The sequence below is a fragment of the Kitasatospora sp. NPDC127116 genome (genome assembly GCF_042677365.1).
Classification (GTDB): domain Bacteria; phylum Actinomycetota; class Actinomycetes; order Streptomycetales; family Streptomycetaceae; genus Kitasatospora; species Kitasatospora lactacystinica.
Genome location: NZ_JBHXTL010000029.1, coordinates 18,920 through 39,571, shown reverse-complemented (window position 1 = coordinate 39,571; position 20,652 = coordinate 18,920). Strand labels below are relative to the sequence as shown.

15 protein-coding genes are annotated in these 20,652 nt (G+C 75.0%); 12 read left to right on the top strand and 3 right to left on the bottom strand.

Annotated features, from left to right (window positions below):
- Positions 1–134: 134 nt before the first annotated feature.
- The 7 genes from infB to ACFVHV_RS14565 all read left to right on the top strand — a co-directional run bounded on the left by infB (position 135) and on the right by ACFVHV_RS14565 (position 11,218).
- Entirely contained in the window at positions 135–3,260 is a 3,126-nt protein-coding gene (gene infB, locus ACFVHV_RS14595) for a translation initiation factor IF-2 (protein ID WP_380351402.1), read from the top strand.
- 152 nt (positions 3,261–3,412) lie between these two features.
- Positions 3,413–3,709: a DUF503 domain-containing protein gene (locus tag ACFVHV_RS14590; RefSeq protein WP_030311386.1), complete on the top strand. Its 297-nt coding sequence runs from the start codon at positions 3,413–3,415 to the stop codon at positions 3,707–3,709.
- Between the two features lie 153 nt (positions 3,710–3,862).
- A complete protein-coding gene (gene rbfA / locus ACFVHV_RS14585) occupies positions 3,863–4,303 on the top strand; it encodes a 30S ribosome-binding factor RbfA (protein WP_359909144.1) in 441 nt (146 codons plus the stop codon).
- A gap of 2 nt (positions 4,304–4,305) precedes the next feature.
- Positions 4,306–5,409, top strand: a complete 1,104-nt coding sequence (locus tag ACFVHV_RS14580) for a DHH family phosphoesterase (RefSeq protein ID WP_359909142.1) — start codon at positions 4,306–4,308, stop codon at positions 5,407–5,409.
- A 35-nt stretch (positions 5,410–5,444) separates the two neighbouring features.
- Entirely contained in the window at positions 5,445–6,374 is a 930-nt protein-coding gene (gene truB / locus ACFVHV_RS14575) for a tRNA pseudouridine(55) synthase TruB (RefSeq protein WP_380351399.1), read from the top strand.
- Positions 6,375–6,566: 192 nt separating this feature from the next.
- A complete protein-coding gene (locus ACFVHV_RS14570) occupies positions 6,567–10,208 on the top strand; it encodes a serine protease (protein ID WP_380351398.1) in 3,642 nt (1,213 codons plus the stop codon).
- 65 nt (positions 10,209–10,273) lie between these two features.
- Positions 10,274–11,218 (top strand): bifunctional riboflavin kinase/FAD synthetase, encoded by a 945-nt coding sequence (locus ACFVHV_RS14565; RefSeq protein WP_359911642.1) that lies wholly within the window; start codon positions 10,274–10,276, stop codon positions 11,216–11,218.
- Positions 11,219–11,276: 58 nt separating this feature from the next.
- Here the strand turns inward: ACFVHV_RS14565 and ACFVHV_RS14560 are convergent, their stop codons facing one another.
- The 3 genes from ACFVHV_RS14560 to eccE all read right to left on the bottom strand — a co-directional run bounded on the left by ACFVHV_RS14560 (position 11,277) and on the right by eccE (position 15,543).
- Positions 11,277–13,424 carry a MinD/ParA family protein gene (locus ACFVHV_RS14560; protein WP_380351396.1) on the bottom strand — a complete coding sequence of 716 codons (2,148 nt, stop codon included), beginning with the start codon at positions 13,422–13,424 and terminating at the stop codon, positions 11,277–11,279.
- Between the two features lie 131 nt (positions 13,425–13,555).
- Positions 13,556–14,323 (bottom strand): hypothetical protein, encoded by a 768-nt coding sequence (locus tag ACFVHV_RS14555; protein WP_359911636.1) that lies wholly within the window; start codon positions 14,321–14,323, stop codon positions 13,556–13,558.
- Positions 14,323–15,543 (bottom strand): type VII secretion protein EccE, encoded by a 1,221-nt coding sequence (gene eccE, locus ACFVHV_RS14550; RefSeq protein WP_359911633.1) that lies wholly within the window; start codon positions 15,541–15,543, stop codon positions 14,323–14,325. Before eccE ends, ACFVHV_RS14555 begins: the two co-directional genes overlap by 1 nt.
- A gap of 378 nt (positions 15,544–15,921) precedes the next feature.
- Here eccE and ACFVHV_RS14545 point away from each other — a divergent pair, with 378 nt between their 5' ends.
- The 5 genes from ACFVHV_RS14545 to ACFVHV_RS14525 all read left to right on the top strand — a co-directional run bounded on the left by ACFVHV_RS14545 (position 15,922) and on the right by ACFVHV_RS14525 (position 20,571).
- Positions 15,922–17,607 carry a type VII secretion protein EccB gene (locus tag ACFVHV_RS14545; protein WP_359911630.1) on the top strand — a complete coding sequence of 562 codons (1,686 nt, stop codon included), beginning with the start codon at positions 15,922–15,924 and terminating at the stop codon, positions 17,605–17,607.
- A gap of 62 nt (positions 17,608–17,669) precedes the next feature.
- A complete protein-coding gene (locus tag ACFVHV_RS14540; RefSeq protein ID WP_380351394.1) occupies positions 17,670–18,095 on the top strand; it encodes a WXG100 family type VII secretion target in 426 nt (141 codons plus the stop codon).
- Between the two features lie 120 nt (positions 18,096–18,215).
- Positions 18,216–18,506 carry a WXG100 family type VII secretion target gene (locus ACFVHV_RS14535; RefSeq protein ID WP_359911624.1) on the top strand — a complete coding sequence of 97 codons (291 nt, stop codon included), beginning with the start codon at positions 18,216–18,218 and terminating at the stop codon, positions 18,504–18,506.
- 98 nt (positions 18,507–18,604) lie between these two features.
- Entirely contained in the window at positions 18,605–19,876 is a 1,272-nt protein-coding gene (mycP, locus tag ACFVHV_RS14530) for a type VII secretion-associated serine protease mycosin (protein WP_359911621.1), read from the top strand.
- Positions 19,877–20,031: 155 nt separating this feature from the next.
- A complete protein-coding gene (locus ACFVHV_RS14525; RefSeq protein ID WP_359911618.1) occupies positions 20,032–20,571 on the top strand; it encodes a SigE family RNA polymerase sigma factor in 540 nt (179 codons plus the stop codon).
- The last annotated feature ends 81 nt before the right edge of the window (positions 20,572–20,652 follow it).

Below are 20,652 nucleotides of genomic sequence, written 5' to 3'. Positions count from 1 at the left end.
GTACCTCGCGATGTGGAAGTAGGTCGAGATTGCGATGAGCTCTCGATGAGTACGCGATGAGTACGCGATGGGTACGCCCATGAAGTAGCGACAGTCCGGCGGACGAGACCCCCGGACTCATAGACAGGAGTGAAGTGGCTAAGGTCCGGGTTTATGAACTCGCCAAGGAGCTTGGCTTGGAGAGCAAGGCCGTCATGGCCAAGCTCACCGAGCTCGGTGAGTTCGTCCGTTCGGCGTCCTCGACGATCGAGGCGCCGGTCGTGCGCAAGCTGACTGACGCGCTTGGTGTTGCCCCCACTGGTGGTTCCGCCGCCAAGCCGGGCCCGCGGAAGTCCGCGGCGCCCTCCCCCGCCGCCGGCTCGGGTTCCCCGAAGCCGGGGGCCCCGACCCCGGGTCCGCGCCCCAGCGCGACCCCTGGTCCCCGTCCGACCCCGGCTGCCGCCGCGCCTTCCGCGCCGGCCGCCCCCGCCGCCCCGAAGCCGGCCACGCCGGCTCCGGGTGCGCCGACCCCGGGCCCGCGCCCGGCCGCACGTCCCGCCGCTCCGGCGGCCCCGGCCGCGCCCGCGGCCGAGTTCTCCTCGCCGGCTCCGGCCGGTGACGCCCCGCGTCCGGCCGCCCAGGCCCCGCGCCCCAGTGGCCAGGCCACCGGCGGTGCCCGTCCGGGCCCGCGTCCGGCCGGTCCGCGTCCGGGCAACAACCCGTTCACCTCGGGCAGCGCGACCGGCATGGGCCGCCCCGGTGAGCGCCGTCAGGGCGGTCAGGGCGGTGCTCCGCGTCCGGGCGGTGCCCAGGGCGGCGACCGTCCGCGTCCCGGTGGCGACCGTCCGCGTCCCGCCGGTGCTCCGGGTGCCGGTGCGCCCCGTCCGGGTGGTGCTCCGGGTGCCGGTGCCCCCCGTCCGGGTGGTGCCCCGCGTCCCGGTGGCGACCGTCCGCGTCCCGCCGGTGCTCCGGGTGCCGGTGCCCCCCGTCCGGGTGGCGCCCCGCGTCCCGACGGCATGCCGCGTCCGGCCGCGCCGCGTCCCGGTGGTCCGACCCCGTCCGGCATGCCTCGCCCGAACCCGGGCATGATGCCGCAGCGTCCGGCCGGCCCGCGTCCGGGTCCGGGTGGCCGTGGTCCGGGTGGCCCCGGCGGCCGTCCGGGTGGTCCGGGTGCCGGCGGTGCCCGTCCCGGCTTCCAGGGCCGTCCGGCCGGTCCGGGCTCGCGTCCGGCCGGTGGCGGTGGCTTCGGCGGTCCGCGTCCCGGTGGCGGCGCTCCCGGCGGTGGCGGTGGCTTCGGCCCGCGTCCCGGTGGCTTCGGCGGTCGTCCCGGTGGCCCGGGTGCCCGTGGTGGCACGCAGGGTGCCTTCGGTCGTGGCCCGGGCGGTCGCCCGGCTCGCGGTCGCAAGTCGAAGCGGGCGAAGCGCCAGGAGTACGAGGCCATGCAGGCCCCGTCCGTCGGCGGTGTGATGCTGCCTCGCGGCAACGGCCAGACCGTTCGCCTGTCGAGCGGCGCCTCGCTGATGGACTTCGCGGAGAAGATCAACGCCAACCCGGCCGCGCTCGTCTCCGTCATGTTCAACCTCGGTGAGATGGTCACCGCGACCCAGTCGGTCTCCGACGCCACGCTGCAGCTGCTGGCGGACGAGATGGGCTTCGTCCTGGAGATCGTCAGCCGGGACGACGAGGACCGCGAGCTGCTGGAGTCGTTCGACATCGACTTCGGCGCCAACGAGGGCGACGAGGACCAGCTGGCCCCGCGCCCGCCGGTCGTCACCGTCATGGGTCACGTCGACCACGGTAAGACCCGCCTGCTGGACGCGATCCGCAAGTCCAACGTGGTGGCCGGTGAGGCGGGTGGCATCACCCAGCACATCGGTGCCTACCAGGTGGCGACGGTCGTGAACGGCGAAGAGCGCCCGATCACCTTCCTCGACACCCCGGGTCACGAGGCGTTCTCCGCCATGCGTGCCCGTGGTGCCAAGTCCACCGACATCGCGATCCTGGTGGTCGCGGCCAACGACGGTGTCATGCCGCAGACGGTCGAGGCGCTGAACCACGCCAAGGCCGCGGGTGTGCCGATCGTGGTCGCCGTCAACAAGATCGACGTCGAGGGCGCCGACCCGACCAAGGTCCGCGGTCAGCTGACCGAGTTCGGTCTGGTGGCCGAGGAGTACGGCGGCGACACCATGTTCGTCGACATCTCCGCGCGCCAGGGCCTGAACATCGACCAGCTGCTGGAGGCCGTGGTCCTGACCGCGGACGCCTCGCTGGACCTGCGGGCCAACCCCGAGCAGGACGCGCAGGGTATCGCCATCGAGGCGCACCTGGACAAGGGCCGCGGCGCCATGGCGACCGTGCTCGTGCAGCGCGGTACCCTCCGCGTCGGCGACTCGATCGTCGTGGGCGACGCCTACGGCCGCGTCCGCGCGATGCTGGACGAGAACGGCAACAGCCTCGCCGAGGCCGGCCCGTCCCGCCCGGTGCTGCTGCTCGGTCTGACCTCGGTGCCCCGCGCCGGCGACAGCTTCATCGTCGTCGACGAGGACCGCACCGCCCGTCAGATCGCCGAGAAGCGTTCGGCCCGCGACCGCAACGCCGCCTTCGCGCAGCGTCGGGTCCGGGTGTCCCTGGAGGACCTGGACAAGGCCATCGCCGCCGGCTCCATCGAGCAGCTCAACCTCATCATCAAGGGTGACGTCTCCGGTTCGGTCGAGGCCCTCGAGGACGCCCTGGTCAAGCTGGACGTCGGCGAGGAGGTCGAGCTCCGGGTCCTGCACCGCGGTGTGGGTGCCATCACCGAGTCCGACGTGGACCTGGCGATGGGCTCGGACGCCATCATCATCGGCTTCAACGTGCGCGCCGAAGGCCGTGCGCGCGCCGCGGCCGACAAGGAAGGCGTGGACGTCCGGTACTACTCGGTCATCTACCAGGCGATCGAGGAGATCGAGAACGCCCTCAAGGGCATGCTCAAGCCGGAGTACGAGGAGGTGCGCCTCGGCGCCGCGGAGATCCGCGAGGTCTTCCGCTCCTCCAAGTTCGGCAACATCGCCGGTGTCCTGGTCCGCGACGGCATCATCCGCCGCAACGCCAAGGCCCGCCTGCTGCGCGACGGCAAGGTCGTGGCGGAGAGCCTCACCATCGAGGGTCTGCGCCGCTTCAAGGACGACGCGACCGAGGTCCGCGAGGGCTTCGAGGCCGGTGTCACCCTGGGGTCGTTCAACGACATCAAGGTCGAGGACATCATCGAGACCTACGAGATGCGCGAGAAGCCGCGCGCCTAGTCGGTGTCAGCCGGGGCCGGTCGACGGGTGGTATTTCCGTCGACCGGCCCCGGTCTCGCTGTGTAGGGTCCGGGAAGTAGTCGGACACAGCGGAGCCGGCCCGGTTCCGGGCTGCTCCCCGAGGCCTTCCAGGTCGGCGAGACCTGTCATACATGTTCGTGGGAACACTCACCTTCGACCTGCTGCTGGGCGACGTCCACTCGCTCAAGGAGAAGCGTTCGATCGTGCGGCCCATCGTGGCCGAACTGCAGCGCAAGTACAGCGTGTGCGCTGCCGAGACCGGGAACCAGGACCTGCACCGCCGGGCCGAGATCGGTCTGGCGGTGGTGGCCGGCGAAGCCGGGTACGTCACCGAGGTCCTGGACAGCTGTGAGCGGTTGGTCGCCGGCCGCCCCGAGGTGCAACTCCTCTCCGCGAGGAGGCGCTACCACAACGACGACGATGAATGAGGCCCGTGGAGCCGGTCGGCGGAAGTCGCCGTTCTCACACGGATCAGGACCGAGAGCGCCCGCAAGGCCGGGCGCGGGCCGGTACTTTGGGGCGTGGGCCCCGACGGGTGCGCAGCTCACCCGGGTACCGGGCCCACTGCACGAGGAGGCAACGTGACCGACACCGCAAGGGCGCGCAAGCTCGCCGACCGCATTCAGGTGGTCGTCGCCCAGACCCTGGAACGGCGGATCAAGGACCCCCGTCTGGGGTTCGTGACCATCACCGACACCCGGGTGACCGGAGACCTGCGCGAGGCCACCGTCTTCTACACCGTCTTCGGTGACGAGACCGAGCGCGAGGCCACCGCGGCCGCGCTGGAGAGCGCCAAGGGCGTGATCCGTTCCGAGGTCGGCAAGATCGGCGTGCGCTTCACGCCGACGCTGACCTTCGTCGCGGACGCGCTGCCGGACAACGCCCGGAACATCGACGACCTGCTCGACCGGGCCCGCACCTCGGACGCCGCCGTGCGCACCCAGGCCGCGGGGGCGGACTACGCCGGCGGCGCGGACCCGTACCGGGTTCCGGCGTCCGAGCGTGACGACGAGGACGAGTAGTCATGGCGGGTGAGCCGGCGCGGGCCGCCCCGCGAGCCGGATCGACCACGGGGGCGTCCTCCACCAGCACGGTGGAGGGTGCCCTCGCGGCGCTCCCGGGCCCGCGCACCGAGGAGAGCGGGTTCGAGCTGATCTGGCAGCAGGTGGTGGCGGAGATCGGGCGGGCCCGTTCGATCGACCTGATCTGCCACATCTGCCCGGACGGCGACGCGCTGGGCTCCTCGCTGGCGGCCGCGCTGGCGCTGCGCGCGCTCGGCAAGCAGGTGCGGGTCTCCTTCGGCGACGACCCGCAGATCGTGCCCGAGTCGCTGGTCTTCCTGCCCGGCCAGGAGCTGATCGTGCCGGCGTCCGCGGTGCCGGACGTGCCCGAGCTGGTGCTCTGCTTCGACGTGGCCGCGGAGAGCCGGCTCGGCCTGCTGCACGACAAGGCCTTCGCCGCGCCCGTCCTGGTGGTGTTCGACCACCACGCCTCCAACCCGGGCTTCGGCACCCACCAGCTGATCGACCCGACCGCTCCGGCCACCGCCGTGCTGGTCGACGAGCTGCTGCGCCGGCTCGGCGTCGAGCTGGACGAGGAGCTGGCCACCTGCCTCTACACGGGTGTGGCCACCGACACCGGCTCGTTCAAGTACCGGGCCACCACGCCCGCCACCCACGAGCTGGCCGCCCGGCTGCTGGCCACCGGGATCCGGCACGACCTGATCTCCCGGCAGCTGTGGGACACCTCGTCCTTCGGTTACCTCAAGGTGCTCGCGGGCGCGCTCGACCGGGCCGTCTACGAGCCGGAGGCGGCCGACGGGCTGGGGCTGGTGTGGACCTGGGTGCCGTACCAGGACCTCGCGCTGTTCAGCGTCACGGTCGAGGAGATCGAGGGACTGATCGACATCCTGCGCCGCCCGGCCGAGGCCGAGGTGGCGCTGGTGCTCAAGCAGGACCCGGACGGCACGCTGCGCGGCTCCTCGCGCTCCCGGGGTGTGGTGGACGTCGCCGCGGCCTGCGCCGAACTGGGCGGCGGCGGGCACGTCCACGCGGCCGGATTCAGCGTCCGGGAGGACGTGGCCGCGGTGGTCGAGCGGTTCCGGGGCGCGCTGCGACCGGTACGTTGATCATCTCTGCTGATGTTGTTGAGAGAAAGAACCCGATGAAGCGCAAAGGCACCGGCCCGGACGGCCTGGTGATCGTCGACAAGCCCGAGGGCATCACCTCGCACGGGGTCGTCGCCAAGCTGCGGTGGCTGGCCGGGACCCGGAAGGTCGGACACGCCGGCACCCTGGACCCGATGGCCACCGGCGTGCTGGTGATCGGCATCGAGCGGGCCACCCGGCTGCTCGGCCACCTGATGCTCACCGCCAAGACCTACGAGGCGACCGTCCGGCTCGGCCAGACCACCGTCACCGACGACCGCGAGGGCGAGGTCACCTCCTCGGCCCCGGCCGACGCCGTCACCCGGGAGGCGATCGACGCCGGGATCGCGGCACTCACCGGCGAGATCATGCAGGTGCCGTCCAAGGTCAGCGCGATCAAGATCGACGGCAAGCGCTCGTACGCCCGGGTGCGCGAGGGCGAGGACTTCGAGCTCGCGGCCCGGCCGACCACGATCCACTCCTTCATCGTGCACGAGCAGCGCGCGGCGGTCGCGGAGGACGGCACGCCGGTGATCGACCTGGACGTCACCGTCGAGTGCTCCTCCGGCACCTACATCCGGGCGCTGGCCCGGGACCTGGGCGCCGGGCTCGGCGTCGGCGGCCACCTGACCGCGCTGCGGCGCACCAAGGTGGGGCCGTACGGGGTGGAGTCGGCGCGCACCCTGGAGCAGCTGGAGGCCGAGGTCACCGGCGAGGACGCCAAGGGGCTGGAGGTGCTGCCGATCGCGGAGGCCGCGGCGGCCGCCTTCCCGCGCTGGGACCTGGACGAGGCCTCGGCGCAGAAGCTGTCGCACGGCGCCCGGCTGAAGGCGCCCGGGATGGGCGTGGACGGGCCGATCGCGGTGTACGGGCCGGACGGGCGCTTCCTCGCGCTGGTCGAGGAGAAGGGCGGGCAGGCGAAGCCGGTCGCGGTCTTCGTCGGCTGACGGCCCCACCGCTGTTCGGAGCCCCCGTCGGGAGTCATCCCGACGGGGGCTCCGACGTTCCCGCGGCACCTTCACCCGCACGAGGGAGCGCGCGGAGCGAACGCCCGTGGTGAGCGGCGCGGGCGCGGTCGGGGCGCCGCTCCGGCGGGCAGGCTCCCGACGGCGAGCGAGCGACGGCCGAAGGGGTACGGGATGCCGGGGTTTCCGGAGGGCGATCCGGGGCGGTACCTGCTGCGGATCCGCGACCTCGACGGGCGGCTGCACGGCTTGGGGTTCGTCGCCGACCCGCAGGGGAGCGTGCTGACGGCGCACGAGAGCGTGGCCGGCCTGGACCGGATCGTGCTGCACACCCCCGGCGGGCAGACCAGGGTGCTCGGCCCGGACGCCGTGCTGCCACTGCCCGGGTACGGCCTCGCCCTGCTGCGCACCGAGGCGGTCGGCGGGCTGCCGGTGCCGCCGCTGCCGCTGGCCCCCGCCGCGGCCGCGCGGGAGGTGCTGCTGCCCGCGCTGGCGGGGGAGGACGGCCGGGTGGTCGCGCTGCGCTGCGGGCTGCTCGGGGTCACCGCGGCGGCGTACCACGGGCACCGGCTGGGCGGGGTGCTGCTGCTGGACGTGCCGCTGGTCGGCGGGGTCGCGGTACCGGCCGGATCACCGGTGCTGGACGCCCGCAGCGGGGCGGTGGTCGCCCTGGCCGCGCCCGCCCTGGGCGGGCCCCGGCACGGCGGGGCGCTGCCGGCCGTGGCGGTGGGGGCGGACCCGTCGGACCGGACGGGCGGCGCCGAGGCGCTGGCCGGAGTGCTGGCGGGCAACGCGGCCGCGGTGCCCGGCTACGGCCCGGCGCTCAACCTGGCCGGGGTGCTGCGGCTGACCGCCGCCCAGGTGACGGCGGCCGGTGCCGGGCCGGGCCGGGTGGCCCACCTGGCCGCCGACCGGGTGGACCGGCCGGACGGCCTGGCCGGGGACGCTCCGGCCGCGACCGTCACCGTGCTGGTCGGCGCCCCCGGCAGCGGGCGCACCACCGAACTGGCCGCCCTGGCCGCCCGCCGCCACGGCGGCACCCACCCGCTGCCCACCCTCTGGCTGCGCGGCGCCGACCTGCACGCCGACGACCGGTCGCTCGCCGAGCCGGTGGAGCGGGCGCTGGCCGCCGCGGCGGCCGGACTCGGCACCCCGGCGCCCGCGCCCGAGCCGGTGGCCGCGCTGTGCGCGGCGGCCGGCCGGCCGCTGCTGGTGGTCCTGGACGGCCCCGAGGAGGCCCCGCTGCCGGTGGACGCGCGCTGGCTGCGCGGCGCCGGCCAGTGGCTGACCGGCGCCGGGGCCCGGCTGGTGACGGCCTGCGGGGAGGAGCTGTGGGAACTGCTCGCGGCCGAGACCTGGGGCAGCGGCACCCCGGGCCCCCGCCGGACGGAGGAGCCGCACCCGCACGGGGACCTGGGCAGCGCCCCCACCGTGCGGATGGACGGCCGCGGCCACGGCGGGCCGAGCCTGGCCGGACAGCGGCTCGGCCCGCTGCCCCCCGAGGCGGCCGAGCGGGTGCGCCGCCGGTACGGGCTGCCCCCCGGGCACCCGGCCGCCGCCGAGGACGCCCGGCACCCGCTGGCCGTCCGGCTGGCCGGGGAGCTGTGGGCCCAGGGGCTGCACGACGGGCCGGTGCGCCGGGGCGACCTGTTCGGCGCCTTCCTGGACCTGCGCTGCCTGCGGGTGGCCCAGCGGCTGGCCGAGGACGCCCGGCCGCGCCGCCCGGGCGCCCACCGCCGGGGCGCGGTGCGGCCCGGCACACCGCGGCACCGGCGGGTGCGCCGGCTCGCGGCGGCGGTGGCCGGGCGGGTGCACGAGGCGGCCCGGCGGATGCTCGGCGGCCGGTCGGACGGCGGGCTGGACCACGCCGTCTTCGAGGAGCTGTTCCCGGTCGAGGGCGGCTGGGCCGCGGCGGTGCTCGCCGAGGGCCTGTTCGTCCCGGCCGGGCCCGGATTCCGCTTCGCGCACGGGGAGTTCGCGGACTGGCTGCAGGGCCGGCACCTGGACCTGGACGCGGCGCTGCGGCTGCTGCTCGGCGAGGCCGAGGACACCCCGCCCTGGCCGGCCGACGAGCCGGAGGAGCCCGGCGGCCACCGCGCGGGGGAGCCGGCCGCCGGGGCGAGCGCCGTCCCCCGGCACCGGATCGGCCCGGTCGTCGCCGCGCTGCGCCGGGTGGCCGAGACCTGGGGCGCCGGCGCCCTCGACCCGTGGCTGCACCGGATCTGGCGCGCCCTGGACCTCCGCCCGCCGGGCAGTGAACCCGCCTGGTGGGCGGCCGGGTTGCTCACCGCGGGTCTGACCGTCGGCCCGGACCCGGCCGAACACCGCGCACTGCTCGACCAGTTGGCGTCCCGGATCGCCGAACGGGCGGGCCCGGCGGACACGGCGGCGCTCCGGGCGGCCGGGCTCGGCCGCTTCGGCCCGGCCTTCTGGACCGGCCTCGGCCTGCCCGTCGAGGCCGAACTCGACCTGCTGCGCCGCCTGATGCCCGCCGACGGCCCCGGTCAGCGCTACCTCGCCGCGGTGGCCGAGCGGCTGCGCGCCGACCCGGTCGCGGTGTTCCCGCTGCTCTGTGACTGGTTCGAGGACGCGCGCGGCCTGCCGGGGCGCCCCGGCCGCACCGTCGCCGACGTCGCCCACGACCTGCTGCGCGCCCACCGCCGGCTCGCCCTGGACGAACTGGCCGACGCGCTGGCCGCGGCCGCGCACCCGAGGGCGGACGCGCTGCTGACCGTGCTCGCCGCCGAGGAGCCGTCCGCGCTCTGCCGCGCGGTGGACCGCTGGAGCCACGACCGGCGGCCCGAACGGCACGTCGCGGCCGCCGTGCACGCGCTGCGGACCGCCCCGTACGCCTCCGGTGCCGGGGCGGAGCTGCTCCGGTACACCGCGCTGACCCTGCTCGCCCGGGAGGACGAGCCCGGCCTGCACGGGGCCGCGCTGGCCCTGCTGGTCGGTGACCCGGCGACCCGCTCCGCGTACCTGCCGGCCGCCCTCGCCCGGCTCCGGGCCGGCGGCGACGCCTTCCTCACCCCGCGGGCGCTCGCTCCGGCCCTGGAGAGCGACCCGGAGCCCGTCCTGGCCGCGTTCGCCGCCCGGTCGGCCGGCCCCGGCGCGGCCCTCGCCGAGACGCTGAGGGTGCTCGCCGACGCCACTGCCCCGGCGGCCGTGCGGCGGGGCGCCGAGCTGGCCGCCGGGCTGCTGCGGGCGGACCCGGCGCCGGCCGGGCCGGTCGCCGTCGACTACCTCGGCCGCCGGCTGGGGCGCGCCGGCGCCGTCGGCCCGGCCGACCGGCTGGAGCTGCGGGTGCTGCTCGGCGTCGCGCTGGCCGCCCGCGGGGCGGAGGTCCGGCGGCCGTTCGCCGAGGTGCTGTCCGTCCCGGTGGCCGACCCGGCGGCGGACGCGCTGCGCTGCGAGCTGCTGGACACCCTGCTCGCCACCGAGGCCGACCCGGTGGTGCTGACCACCGCCGTGGAAGGGCTCGCCGAGCACTGCGCGGCCGAGAATCCCGCCCGGGCCCGGGCGGTGCTGGCCCGGGCCACCCCGGGGCTGCCGGGCGCGGACGAGCTGCTGGTGCGCTGCGCCGGACGGTCGGCGGCCTTCGCCCGGCTGCTCGCCCGCTGGCCGTCCGGCGCCGCGCCGACCGCCCCGGACGGCCCCCGACTGGCCCGGATGCGGGCCCTGACGGCGGCCGGACGGGACCCTCAGTACGCCGCCGCCGAGGCCGAGCGGGCCGTGTCCGGGCGGGCGGCGGGGCCCTCGGCGGGCTCAACCCGTATTCCGGTGCCTGAGCCGGGGCAGGCGCATGGCACGCTATAGGGGTTCGGGTTTTGAGCGTTTGAGCGTACAGAGGGTACGCGCCGTACGGAACAAGGAGCGGTCAGGTGCAGCGCTGGCGTGGCCTGGAGGAGATCCCCGGGGACTGGGGACGCAGCGTCGTCACCATCGGCTCGTTCGACGGGGTGCACCGCGGGCATCAGCTGATCATCGGGCGGGCGGTCGAGCGGGCCCGCGAACTCGGTCTCCCGGCGGTCGTGGTGACCTTCGACCCGCACCCGCGCGAGGTCATCCGGCCGGGCAGCCACCCGCCGCTGCTCGCGCCGCACCCGCGCCGCGCCGAGCTGATCGCGGAGCTGGGCGTGGACGCGGTGCTGGTGCTGCCGTTCACCACGGAGTTCTCCCAGGAGTCCCCGGAGACCTTCGTCCGGCAGGTGCTGGTGGACGCGCTGCGCGCGCGGGTCGTCATCGAGGGCCCCAATTTCCGCTTCGGCCACCGGGCCGCCGGGAACGTCGAGCTGCTCGGCGAGCTGGGCCGGGCGGACGACTTCGAGGTCGAGGTGGTCGACCTCCAGGTGTGCGGTACGGCCGGGGCCGGCGAGCCGTTCTCCTCCAGCCTGACCCGCCGGCTGGTCGAGACCGGGGACATGGCCGGCGCGGGCGAGGTGCTGGGCCGCCCGCACCGGGTCGAGGGCGTGGTGGTGCGCGGCGCGCAGCGCGGCCGCGAGCTGGGCTACCCGACGGCCAACGTCGAGACCGTGCCGCACAGCGCGATCCCGGCCGACGGCGTGTACGCGGGCTGGCTGACGGCGGACGGTGAGCGGATGCCGGCGGCGATCTCGGTCGGCACCAACCCGACCTTCGACGGCACCGCCCGTACCGTGGAGGCCTACGCCATCGACCGGGTCGGCCTGGACCTGTACGGGATGCACGTGGCCGTGGACTTCCTGGCCTACCTGCGGGGGATGGAGAAGTTCGACTCCATCGACGCGCTGCTGGACCGGATGGCCGACGACGTCAAGCGGGCCCGTGAGCTGACCGACGGCGTCTGAGCGCCGCAACGGCGGAAGGGGCCCACCGACACCCGGTGGGTGGGCCCCTTCCGCCGTTTCACTGCTGGGGCGCCTGCGGCGGGTAGCCGTAGCCCGGTCCCGGCTGCTGCCCCCAGGGCGCCCCGGGAGCGGGCTGCTGCGGGTAGCCGTACCCGGGCGGGGGCGGCGGGGCCTGGCCGGGCTGCGGGGCCCACGGCGCCCCCGGGGCGGGCTGGCCGGCCTGCTGCGGGTACGGCTGGGGCTGCTGCTGCGGGTCGGCGTACGGCTGCGGGCCGCTCGACTGCTGGTAGGCCGGCTGGGCCTGCGCCTGGGCCTGCTGCTGCCAGCCGGCCTGCTGGGCGGCGGCCTGCTGGGCCCGGACGATGTCCTCGCCGACCAGGGTGGCCAGATCGAAGTAGGCCTCGCGGACCTTGGGCCGCATCATGTCGAGGTTGACCTCGGCACCGGCCGCCAGGCTCTCGTCGAACGGCACCACGACCACGCCGCGGCAGCGGGTCTGGAAGTGCGCGACGATGTCCTCGACCTTGATCATCTTGCTGGTCTCGCGCACCCCGGAGACCACCGTGATGCTGCGCTGCACCAGGTCCGCGTAACCGTGCGCGGAGAGCCAGTCCAGGGTGGTCGAGGCGCTGGAGGCGCCGTCCACGCTGGGGGTGGAGACGATGATCAGCTGGTCCGCCAGGTCCAGCACGCCGCGCATCGCGCTGTACAGCAGGCCGGTGCCGGAGTCGGTCAGGATGATCGGGTACTGGCGGCCCAGCACGTCGATCACCTGGCGGTAGTCCGAGTCGTTGAAGGTGGTCGAGACCGCCGGGTCGACGTCGTTCGCCAGGATCTCCAGGCCCGAGTTCAGGTCCTGCGAGGTGAACTGACGGATGTCCATGTAGCTGCGCAGGTGCGGGATGGCCGTCACCAGGTCGCGGATGGTCGCGCCGGTCTGGCGCTTGACCCGGCGGCCCAGGGTGCCCGCGTCCGGGTTGGCGTCGATCGCGATCACCTTGTCCTGGCGCTCGCTGGCCAGGGTCGCGCCGAGCGCGGTGGTGGTCGTGGTCTTGCCGACACCGCCCTTGAGGCTGATCACGGCGATCCGGTAGCAGCTCATCACCGGGGTGCGGATGATCTCCAGCCGGCGGGCCTTCTCGGCCGCCGCGGCCTTGCCGCCGAACTGGAAGCGCGGCTGCTGGCGCTGCTGCTTGGGCTGGCTGCGCAGCAGCCGGTCCGAGGACAGCTCGACGGCGGCGGTGTAGCCGAGCGGCGCGCCGTGCGCCGTCTGCTGCGGGGCGGCGGCCTGCTGGAACGCGCTGGGCTGCGGGGCCTGCGGCGGCTGCTGCTGCCACGCCTGGCCGGGCAGGGGCTGGCCGGGCTGGCCCTGCGGGCCGGGCTGCGGCTGGGCCGGCTGCTGGTACGCGGCGGGCTGCGGCCAGCCGCCCTGGCGCGGGTCCACCGGGCCGGGCTGCGGCACCGGACCGGGCTGCGGCGGGACGGCGGCCTGCTGCGCTTGCTGCGCCTGCTGGGCCGCCCACGCGGCCTGCGGGTCCCAGGCCGCCGCCGGGCCCTGGGGGTCCTGGGGGTGCTGCGGCGGGGCCGGCTGGACCGGCGGCTGCGCGAAGTTCTGCGGCTGGCCCGGCTGGACGGGCTGTCCCGGCACCGCGGTCGCGGCGGGCGGCGCCGGGTAGGGCTGCGGGACGGGCTGCTGCGCCGCGGCCTCCGGCAGCGCCCACGCCGGGGCACCGGGCTGCGGCTGCTCGGGGACCGGCGGAGTCGGGGAGGGCGCCGGGAAGGGGACGTGCCGCGCCTCGGCCTGCACCGGCGGGGCGGGCGCCGCGGGCACGGGAGCGGGTGCCGGCGAGGGTGCCGGAGGCTGGACCGCGGCCGGCACGGCCTCGGCCGCCGGGGGCGCGGTCTGGCCGGGCACCGGAGCCTCGGCCTGCTGCTGCGCCGGAGCGGGCAGGGGGGCCTGGGCCTGCTGGGCCTGCGCCGGAGCAGCGGCGGGCGTCGGGGCACCGGGTGCCGCGGCCGCGGAGGCAGCGCCCGGAGTCGTCGGAGCGCCCGCCGCCGGTGCGTTCGGAGCCGGTGCGTTCGCGGCCGCCGCGGGCTCGGTCTGGACGTACCAGGACGGGGGAGTGTAGTCAGGCGCGTCCGACCAGTCGTCGTCGTCCTCCGCCGCGTTGTCGCCGACGTAGACGCCGTCCCGATCGCTGCTCACTCTGGCTCCCTCGTGTTCGCCGCCGCTTTCTCAGCGGTGCCGTTGCCACATCAAAGACTAGGCCGTACGGCAACCCCCGTTGAAGGCGGCTTCGCATCCCCGCCGGCCCGCCCGGTGCGGCGGGCCGGCGCTCAGTCCATCCGGCGCGGCCCGCCGAGCACCTGCTGTTCGGCCTGCCCGGCCACGGCCCGTACGTACTGGCGGCGCATCCTGGTGGCCCACAGGGTCAGGTCGTCGCCGAGGGTGGGCAGGGCGGCCACGTCCTCCGGCGGCAGCGACAGGATCCGGCCGGTCAGTTCCGCCTCCTGCGGCGAGATCCGCTGCACGCCGACCAGGTCGGCCGCGTTCAGCACCCGGGAGGCGTTCGGGCCCAGGTAGGGCAGCAGGGTCAGGGTGGTCTGCCAGGGGGCGGCGGAGAGCCGGCTGCGCGGCGGGCGGGCGCCGAGGTCGCGCACCACCAGCACCGGCGAGGCCACCGAGGCGCCCTGCGGGCCGAGCCGGCCGACCTGGTGGACCGTCACGCACGGCTGGCCGCCGCCGGCCGCCTGGGCCATCGGACCCCACAGCTGTCCGCGGGCGGTCTCCACCGCGACGCGGGCGCCGATCGCGGCCGCCCGCAGCGCGATGACCTGCGCCGTCCACATGCCGCCGACCAGCACCAGGTCGTACGAGGTCGGGCGGAACAGGCCGAGCACCGCGGGCAGTCCCTGCGGGTCGACGCCGATCACCACGCCGTCGTCGCCGACCGGGAAGGCCAGCGACGCGAGGTCGGCCGGCTCCAGCACGTGCTTCTCCCGGCGCGGGCCGCGCAGCCCGAAGCCGGGCAGGATCCGCGGCCGGGTCCGGCGCTGCTCGGCGCCGGGCTGCGGGCCGGCGGTGGGGTAGGTCTGGTACGCCATCAGGAAGCCCCTCCGAGCGGCAGGGTGGCGAGCATGCCGGGGGCCTGCTCCAGGTCGAGCCGGACCAGGCCGAGCCCGGTGCTCTGGGCGCGGCTCTCCACCTGGCGGCCGATCTGGCCGACCTCGCTCTCGTTGCGGCCGGTCACCCGCACGTGCCCGCTGACCGTCACCGAGCCGCCGGTGCCGTGCCCGGCGGTCAGGCTGAAGGTGCTGGCGAGGGCCGGGGAGCCGGTGATCAGGTTGACCAGGTCCGGCGCGGCGACCCGGCCGGGGGCGCCGCCGGGGCGGCTCAGCTGCGGCCAGCGGGAGATCCAGTACGTGGTGTGCCAGCGGTCGTCGATCCGCCAGAACCGGTTGCCCTCCTGGGTGCGGCGGGTGGTGCCGCCGCCGCTGCCGGTGCCCTGACGGCCCGCCACCGCGATCGGGTTGGCGCAGGTGGCGATGGCCAGTGCGGCGATCAGCTCGCGCTCGTCCAGCACGGTCGCGTTGAAGCCGGCGCTGTTGAGCCGGCCGGCCAGCTGGTCGGTGACCCGCTGCAGCGCCTTGCGGGCGCCCTCCTCGCCGCCGCCGCGGGCGCGGACGGCGGTCGCCGCGCGTTCCGGGTCGAGCTTGAGCGCGATCCAGGTCAGCCGCAGCCCGGGGGTGGCGGTGCCGTCCGGCAGTTCGCGGTAGGCGCGGGCGGCCAGCGACTGCTCGGGCAGGTGCTGGGCCGGGGCGGGCTGGGTGTGCTGGACGAGTTGCACCGACTCCAGGGTGATGTCGTCCACCGTGAGCGCCGAGCAGATCACGTCCAGCGGCAGCGGCAGGGCGGTGCGCACCGGGCGCAGCGGCTGGTCCTTGGCCTGGACGAGCAGCACCGAGCTGAGGAAGGTCCCGTCGCCGACCATGCCGGTCTCCCGGCGGACCGGGCGGCCGCCGAACTCGGCCTCGGTGGCGTGGGTGCAGGTGCGCAGCCCCGGTTCGAGCTCCAGCGCCGGCGCCAGCGCCGGGTCGGTGCCGGCCGGCGGCAGCAGCGTCCTGGCCTGCTTGCGGCGGGACTTGAGGGCGGCGCGGACCCGCAGCAGTTCCGGGACGGTGCGGCCGCGCACCGGGACGAGCGCGAGCACGAGCAGCACCAGCGCGACCGCGCCGAAGCCGGCCGCGACCGGTCGGCTGATCGTCCAGCCGACCGCGACCAGGGCCGCCGCGACCTCGACCAGGACGAGCTGCTGGAGCTTCAACCGCCCTGCGAGCAGCCCCGGTCGGGGGTTGACCCGGACCTGGACGGCCCCGCCGCCCCTCGGCTGCGGTCCGGCGGTCCCGGTCCCCGGTCCGGTCTCGTTCGCCGGTGCGCTGTGCTGCGCCCGGCCGGACCGGCGCGGCCTCCCGCCGCCCGCACTGCGGCGGCGTCCTGGAGCGGTCTGGCTTGGCATCCCCCGGTGGCCCTCTCTGATCCGTTGTCGCGGCCCGGGTGGCTGTGTCGCGGACCGTACCCGTACCGTACTCACCGTCTGCTGCCGCATCGTAGAGGGTTCGCGCCGGTTCGTGCCCGGCGGGTGACCACGGGGCCGGTCGGTCTGACAACGCCCGACAACGTCTGACAAGGGGGACGACGAGGTATGGCATCGCGCCGGGACGAGCTGAACGCGTACACCTTCGCCCGCAAGCGCACGGTGGGCGCCTTCCTGCTGCCCGCCGGCGGCGGCAGTGACGAGGACGCGCCGCGTCCGGTGAAGGCGGTGCTGCCGAGTGTGCTGGCCGGGGCGGTGTTCGTGGCCGGGTTCGGGCTCTGGGGGGTCTTCAAGCCGAGCGCGCCGGTGAAGTGGGACGACGGCAAGAACATCATCCAGGGCAAGCAGTCGACGACCCGGTACGTGGTGCTCATCGACCAGGACCAGAAGACCAAGCGGCTGCACCAGGTGCTCAACATGTCCTCGGCGCGGCTGGTGCTGCCCGCGGGTGCCAAGGTCGTGGTGGTGGACGACGGGGTGCTCGACCGGTACCCGAACCACGGGCCGACGATCGGCATCCCGTACGCGCCGGACAAGCTGCCGACCACGGACAACGCGAGCAAGCCGATGAAGTGGGCGGTGTGCGACCGTCCGGGCTCGGACGACAAGCAGGAGACCGTCAACCAGGCGGTGTTCGTGGCGGCCGGCGCGGACGCGACGGCGCTGGCGGCCAAGGACCGGATGCTCGGCCCGGACCAGCTGCTGCTGGTGCAGCAGGCCGACGAGCAGCAGGTCTCGGCCGCGCCGGTGCCGGGTCAGCCGGCCGCCGCGGGTGCGGCCGTGTACCTGGTGGACGCGCAGGGCCGCAGGCACCTGATCGGCTCCCCGCAGTCGGACGACAGGGAGCGCAAGGCGCTGATCACCGCGGTGTTCGGGCCCAACGCGGTGCCGCAGCGGGTCAAGCGGGACTGGCTGGAGACCCTGGTGGACGCCACCCCGGTCACCTTCCCGCAGGTCGACGGGGTCGCCGACAGCCAGGGCGCCAACTCCAAGGTGGAGCTGAGCAACCAGGCCGACCGCCGGGTCGGCCGGCTGGTGCACTACCAGGACCGCCACTACGTGGTCGGCAAGGAGCAGCTGTACCTGGTCACGCCGTTCCAGGCGGACCTGATCCGGCAGAACCCGGCGTTCCAGATGCTCTACAAGTACGACCAGGACAAGAAGCCGCGCAGCGACGAGATGACCCCGGCCGACAACGCCCAGTGGGGCGTCGACGCGCCGCTGAAGGGCACCGTGGCTGACTGGCCGTTGAAGACCGGCGCGCCGGTGAACAACCAACAGGACCGCCAGGACGCCCGGATGGTCGTGTGCAGCACCTACGACGGCGTCGCCGAGGACGGCACCACGGCCAAGCGCAGCGTCTGGGCCGGGACTTCGTACCCCGCGCCGTACAACAACGGCGCCGGGGCGGCGTACGTGACCCCCGGTCACGGTCTGTTCTACCGCTCGCTGGACCACTCGGCCGCCGGCTCCGGAACCGACTTCCTGATCACCGAGACGGGGTTGCGCTACTCCGTCCCGTCCAACGGCGACGGCGGTCCGCGCCCCGGCGCCTCGCCCCAGCCCGGCCAGAGCGGCACCCCGAAGCCGCCGACCCCGTCGGCCGCTGCCACGCCGACTCCCGGGGCCACGGCCCAGGATCCCGGTCGCCAGCCGGAGGAACCCGGCGGCAACCAGGCCCGGTTGGGCTACCAGGGGGTCCGGCCGCTGCCGGTGCCGAAGGAGTGGTCGAACCTGGTTCCGGCCGGCCCGCCGTTGACGGCGACGGGCGCCGTTCAGCCGCAGAACGCCTGACGGGCCAAGCGCGGCAACCGAATTGGCCTCAGTGTCATGGTCTGGTAACTACTCGGTGATCGATGTTGGGCGAGCTGCGTGTGCCGACTACAGTGCTGCTGGACATCACACCGGTGATGGCGGCGGTCGGCCCGCAGGGCCCTCCGTACACGCAAATGTTGTCTCATGGGGGACGGTGGAGCATGGCTCAGGGTCAGTTCACGATGACCGCGCAGGAGATGCTGGCATTCGCCAAGCAGATCGAAGAGGCCATCGGCAAGATCGAGGCTGAGAAGAACAAGCTGATCAGCACGGTCTCCGGCATCACCGGCGGTTGGCAGGGCACGGCCGCGACGGCCTACACGAGCCTGCAGAACCGGGTCAACGAGGACATCGCGGCGCTCAAGGAATCGCTGAACGCGATCAAGCACGCGATCGAGCTGACCACCAAGCACTACGCGAGCACCGAAGAGGAGCAGAAGGCGATGTTCTCCGCGGCCCAGGGCTGATCACCGCACTCGCGCTGATCGACGCACCCGCGCCGACCGCCGTTCTGCCCCGCTCCACCGCTCTGCGGAGCGTCCGCCACTGACCGCGCGGCGCTCCGCACCCTCGTCAAGGGAGACAACGTGTCCGACCACATTCTCGTCAACTTCCAGACCGTTCACCAGGCGGCCGAGGAGGTCAAGGCCTCGGCGAGCCGCATCGACCACCTGCTGAACGACCTCAAGGGCAACGTCACCCGCATCGCCACCAGCTGGCAGGGTGCCGCCCAGCAGGGCTACCAGGCCCACCAGGCCAAGTGGGACGCCAAGGCCAACGACCTCCAGCAGGCCTGCGCGCAGATCGCGACCTCGCTGGAGCAGGCCGCGCAGAGCTACCGGACGACCGAGGACGCCAACGCCAAGCTCTGGGGCTGACGTTCGGGTTCCTTGAGGAACGGCAGGGGGCGGGTACCCGGATTCCGGGGACCCGCCCCCGACGCGCGGCACGGGTGAACGACATGAGGGGTGGCAGGGTGTCCCGACACGGGTACCGGAAGGCGGCCGCGGCGATCGCCGCGCTCACGGTGCTGGGCGGCCCGCTCGCCGCCCCGGCGTACGCCGAGGGCGGGCCCGCGCTGGCCGCGGCCGGCGACTGCCCCAAGAACGCGCCCGATGTGCCGACCGTGCCGTGGTCGCTCCAGCGACTGCTGCTCAACGAGCTGTGGCAGGGCGGGAAGACCACCGGCGTGGGCGTGAAGGTCGCGGTCATCGACACCGGCGTCGACCTGGGCAACCCGCAGTTGGCGGGCCAGGTCCCGGCCGACTCCTCCGGTCAGAAGCTGGTCGACAAGCTCCAGGCGGGCTCCAACCTGCTGGTCAACCGGGAGACCAAGGAGCCGGTCAAGGGCGCGTCCGTCGAGGACCCGGTCGGGCACGGCACCAAGGTGGCCGGCATCATCGCGGCCCGGGTCAGGCCGCAGACCGGTTTCGTCGGACTGGCTCCCGACGCCCAGATCCTCTCGATCCGGCAGAACGACAGCGACGGAAACGGCGACGTCTCCACCCTGGTCCAGGCGATCAGGGAAGCGGTCGACAAGGGCGCCGGGGTCATCAACATCTCCCAGGACGTGCGCGGTGCGGGCGACGCCCGCTTCGGCGGGTACCAGGACCTGAAGGCCGCCGTCGAGTACGCGGAGTCGCGCAACGTCGTGGTGGTCGCCTCCACCGGGAACGACGGCAAGGAGGGCGACACCTACCCGGGCGCCTTCCCGACCGTGCTGGCCGTCGGCGCCTCCGACCGCAACAACGAGCGCGCGCCGTTCTCCCAGTACGGCAGCTTCGTGAAGGTCGCCGCGCCCGGTGTCGACATGCTGTCCACCGTGCCGGGGAGCGGCCAGTGCGTGGACAACGGCACCAGCTTCGCCGCCCCGTACGTCTCCGGCCTCGCCGCGCTGCTGAGGAGCGCCCACCCGAACTGGAAGGCGGCCCAGGTGCGGGCCTGGATCGAGCAGACCGCGCAGCGGACCCAGCGCGAGCCGGACAAGTTCATCGGCTGGGGTGTGGTGGACCCGGTCAAGGCCGTCACCAAGGCTCCTGAGGACGCGCCCTACGCGCCCGTCCCGGACGCCCCGGTGCAGCTCGCCGCCGCGCCGATCGTGCCGCGCCCGGTGGGCCTCGGCGAGACCCAGGCCGACCGCGACGGCCGTACCGCGACGTACGTCGTGGGCGTCGGCGCGCTGCTGGTGGCCCTGCTGATCGGCGGCGGCGTGGTGCTGCGCGACCACCGGCGCAAGTCCGCCGACTGACGCCCGGCCGGCACCCGGCCGACTCCCCATCGGTGCCCGCCCGGCGCCCGGCGCGGGCCGGCTCACCGAAAATCCGCCGGGACCCCTGTAACACCGCCGCCCGCCCGCCGCATCGATGAAGTGTCAGGGAGGGCGGACCGCGGGGGGCAGGGCGCATGAGGTGGATCGGGGCGGGCCGGGAGGCCAAGGACGCGGAGTTCCTGGAACTCGTCTCCGGCCGCACGGGCCACCTGTACCGCTCGGCCTGCCTGCTCACCAGCGGCGACACCCACTACGCCGAGGACCTCGTGCAGGAGGCCCTCAGCCGGATGTACGTGCTGTGGCGGCGCAGCGCCTTCACCGGCCGGGGCCGGATCGACAACCCGGCGGCCTACACCCACACCGTCATGGTGCGCACCTTCCTCGCCCAGCAGCGCCGCCGTTCCAGCGGCGAGCGTCCCAGTGACGTCCTGCCGGAGCCGGCGGGACACGACACCGACAGCACCCTGCGGCTGACCCTCCTCGACGCGCTCGGCCGGATGCCGCCCAAGGACCGCGCGGTCCTGGTGCTGCGCTACTGGGAGGACCGCAGTGTCGAGGAGACCGCCGAGGCGATGCGGGTCTCCTCCGGCGCCGTCCGCACCCGCACCACCAGGGCCCTGAACCGGCTGCGCGCCCTGCTCGGCGACTCGCTGACCGAGCTCGCCGCCCGGTGAGGCCGGCGGGTGCCCGGCCGTGCGGCGCTTCCCGCCATCCGTGACACGGCACTTCCCGCAACCCGCGACGCAAGGAGACGG

What these genes read in the sequence shown, in the direction of transcription:
- ACFVHV_RS14555 (WP_359911636.1), bottom strand. Translation starts at nt 14,323, where the DNA reads ATGGCGTACCAGACCTACCCCACCGCCGGCCCGCAGCCCGGCGCCGAG.
- truB (WP_380351399.1), top strand. Translation starts at nt 5,445, where the DNA reads ATGAAGCGCAAAGGCACCGGCCCGGACGGCCTGGTGATCGTCGACAAG.
- ACFVHV_RS14570 (WP_380351398.1), top strand. Translation starts at nt 6,567, where the DNA reads ATGCCGGGGTTTCCGGAGGGCGATCCGGGGCGGTACCTGCTGCGGATC.
- ACFVHV_RS14590 (WP_030311386.1), top strand. Translation starts at nt 3,413, where the DNA reads ATGTTCGTGGGAACACTCACCTTCGACCTGCTGCTGGGCGACGTCCAC.
- ACFVHV_RS14580 (WP_359909142.1), top strand. Translation starts at nt 4,306, where the DNA reads ATGGCGGGTGAGCCGGCGCGGGCCGCCCCGCGAGCCGGATCGACCACG.
- ACFVHV_RS14525 (WP_359911618.1), top strand. Translation starts at nt 20,032, where the DNA reads ATGAGGTGGATCGGGGCGGGCCGGGAGGCCAAGGACGCGGAGTTCCTG.
- ACFVHV_RS14540 (WP_380351394.1), top strand. Translation starts at nt 17,670, where the DNA reads ATGTTGGGCGAGCTGCGTGTGCCGACTACAGTGCTGCTGGACATCACA.
- ACFVHV_RS14545 (WP_359911630.1), top strand. Translation starts at nt 15,922, where the DNA reads ATGGCATCGCGCCGGGACGAGCTGAACGCGTACACCTTCGCCCGCAAG.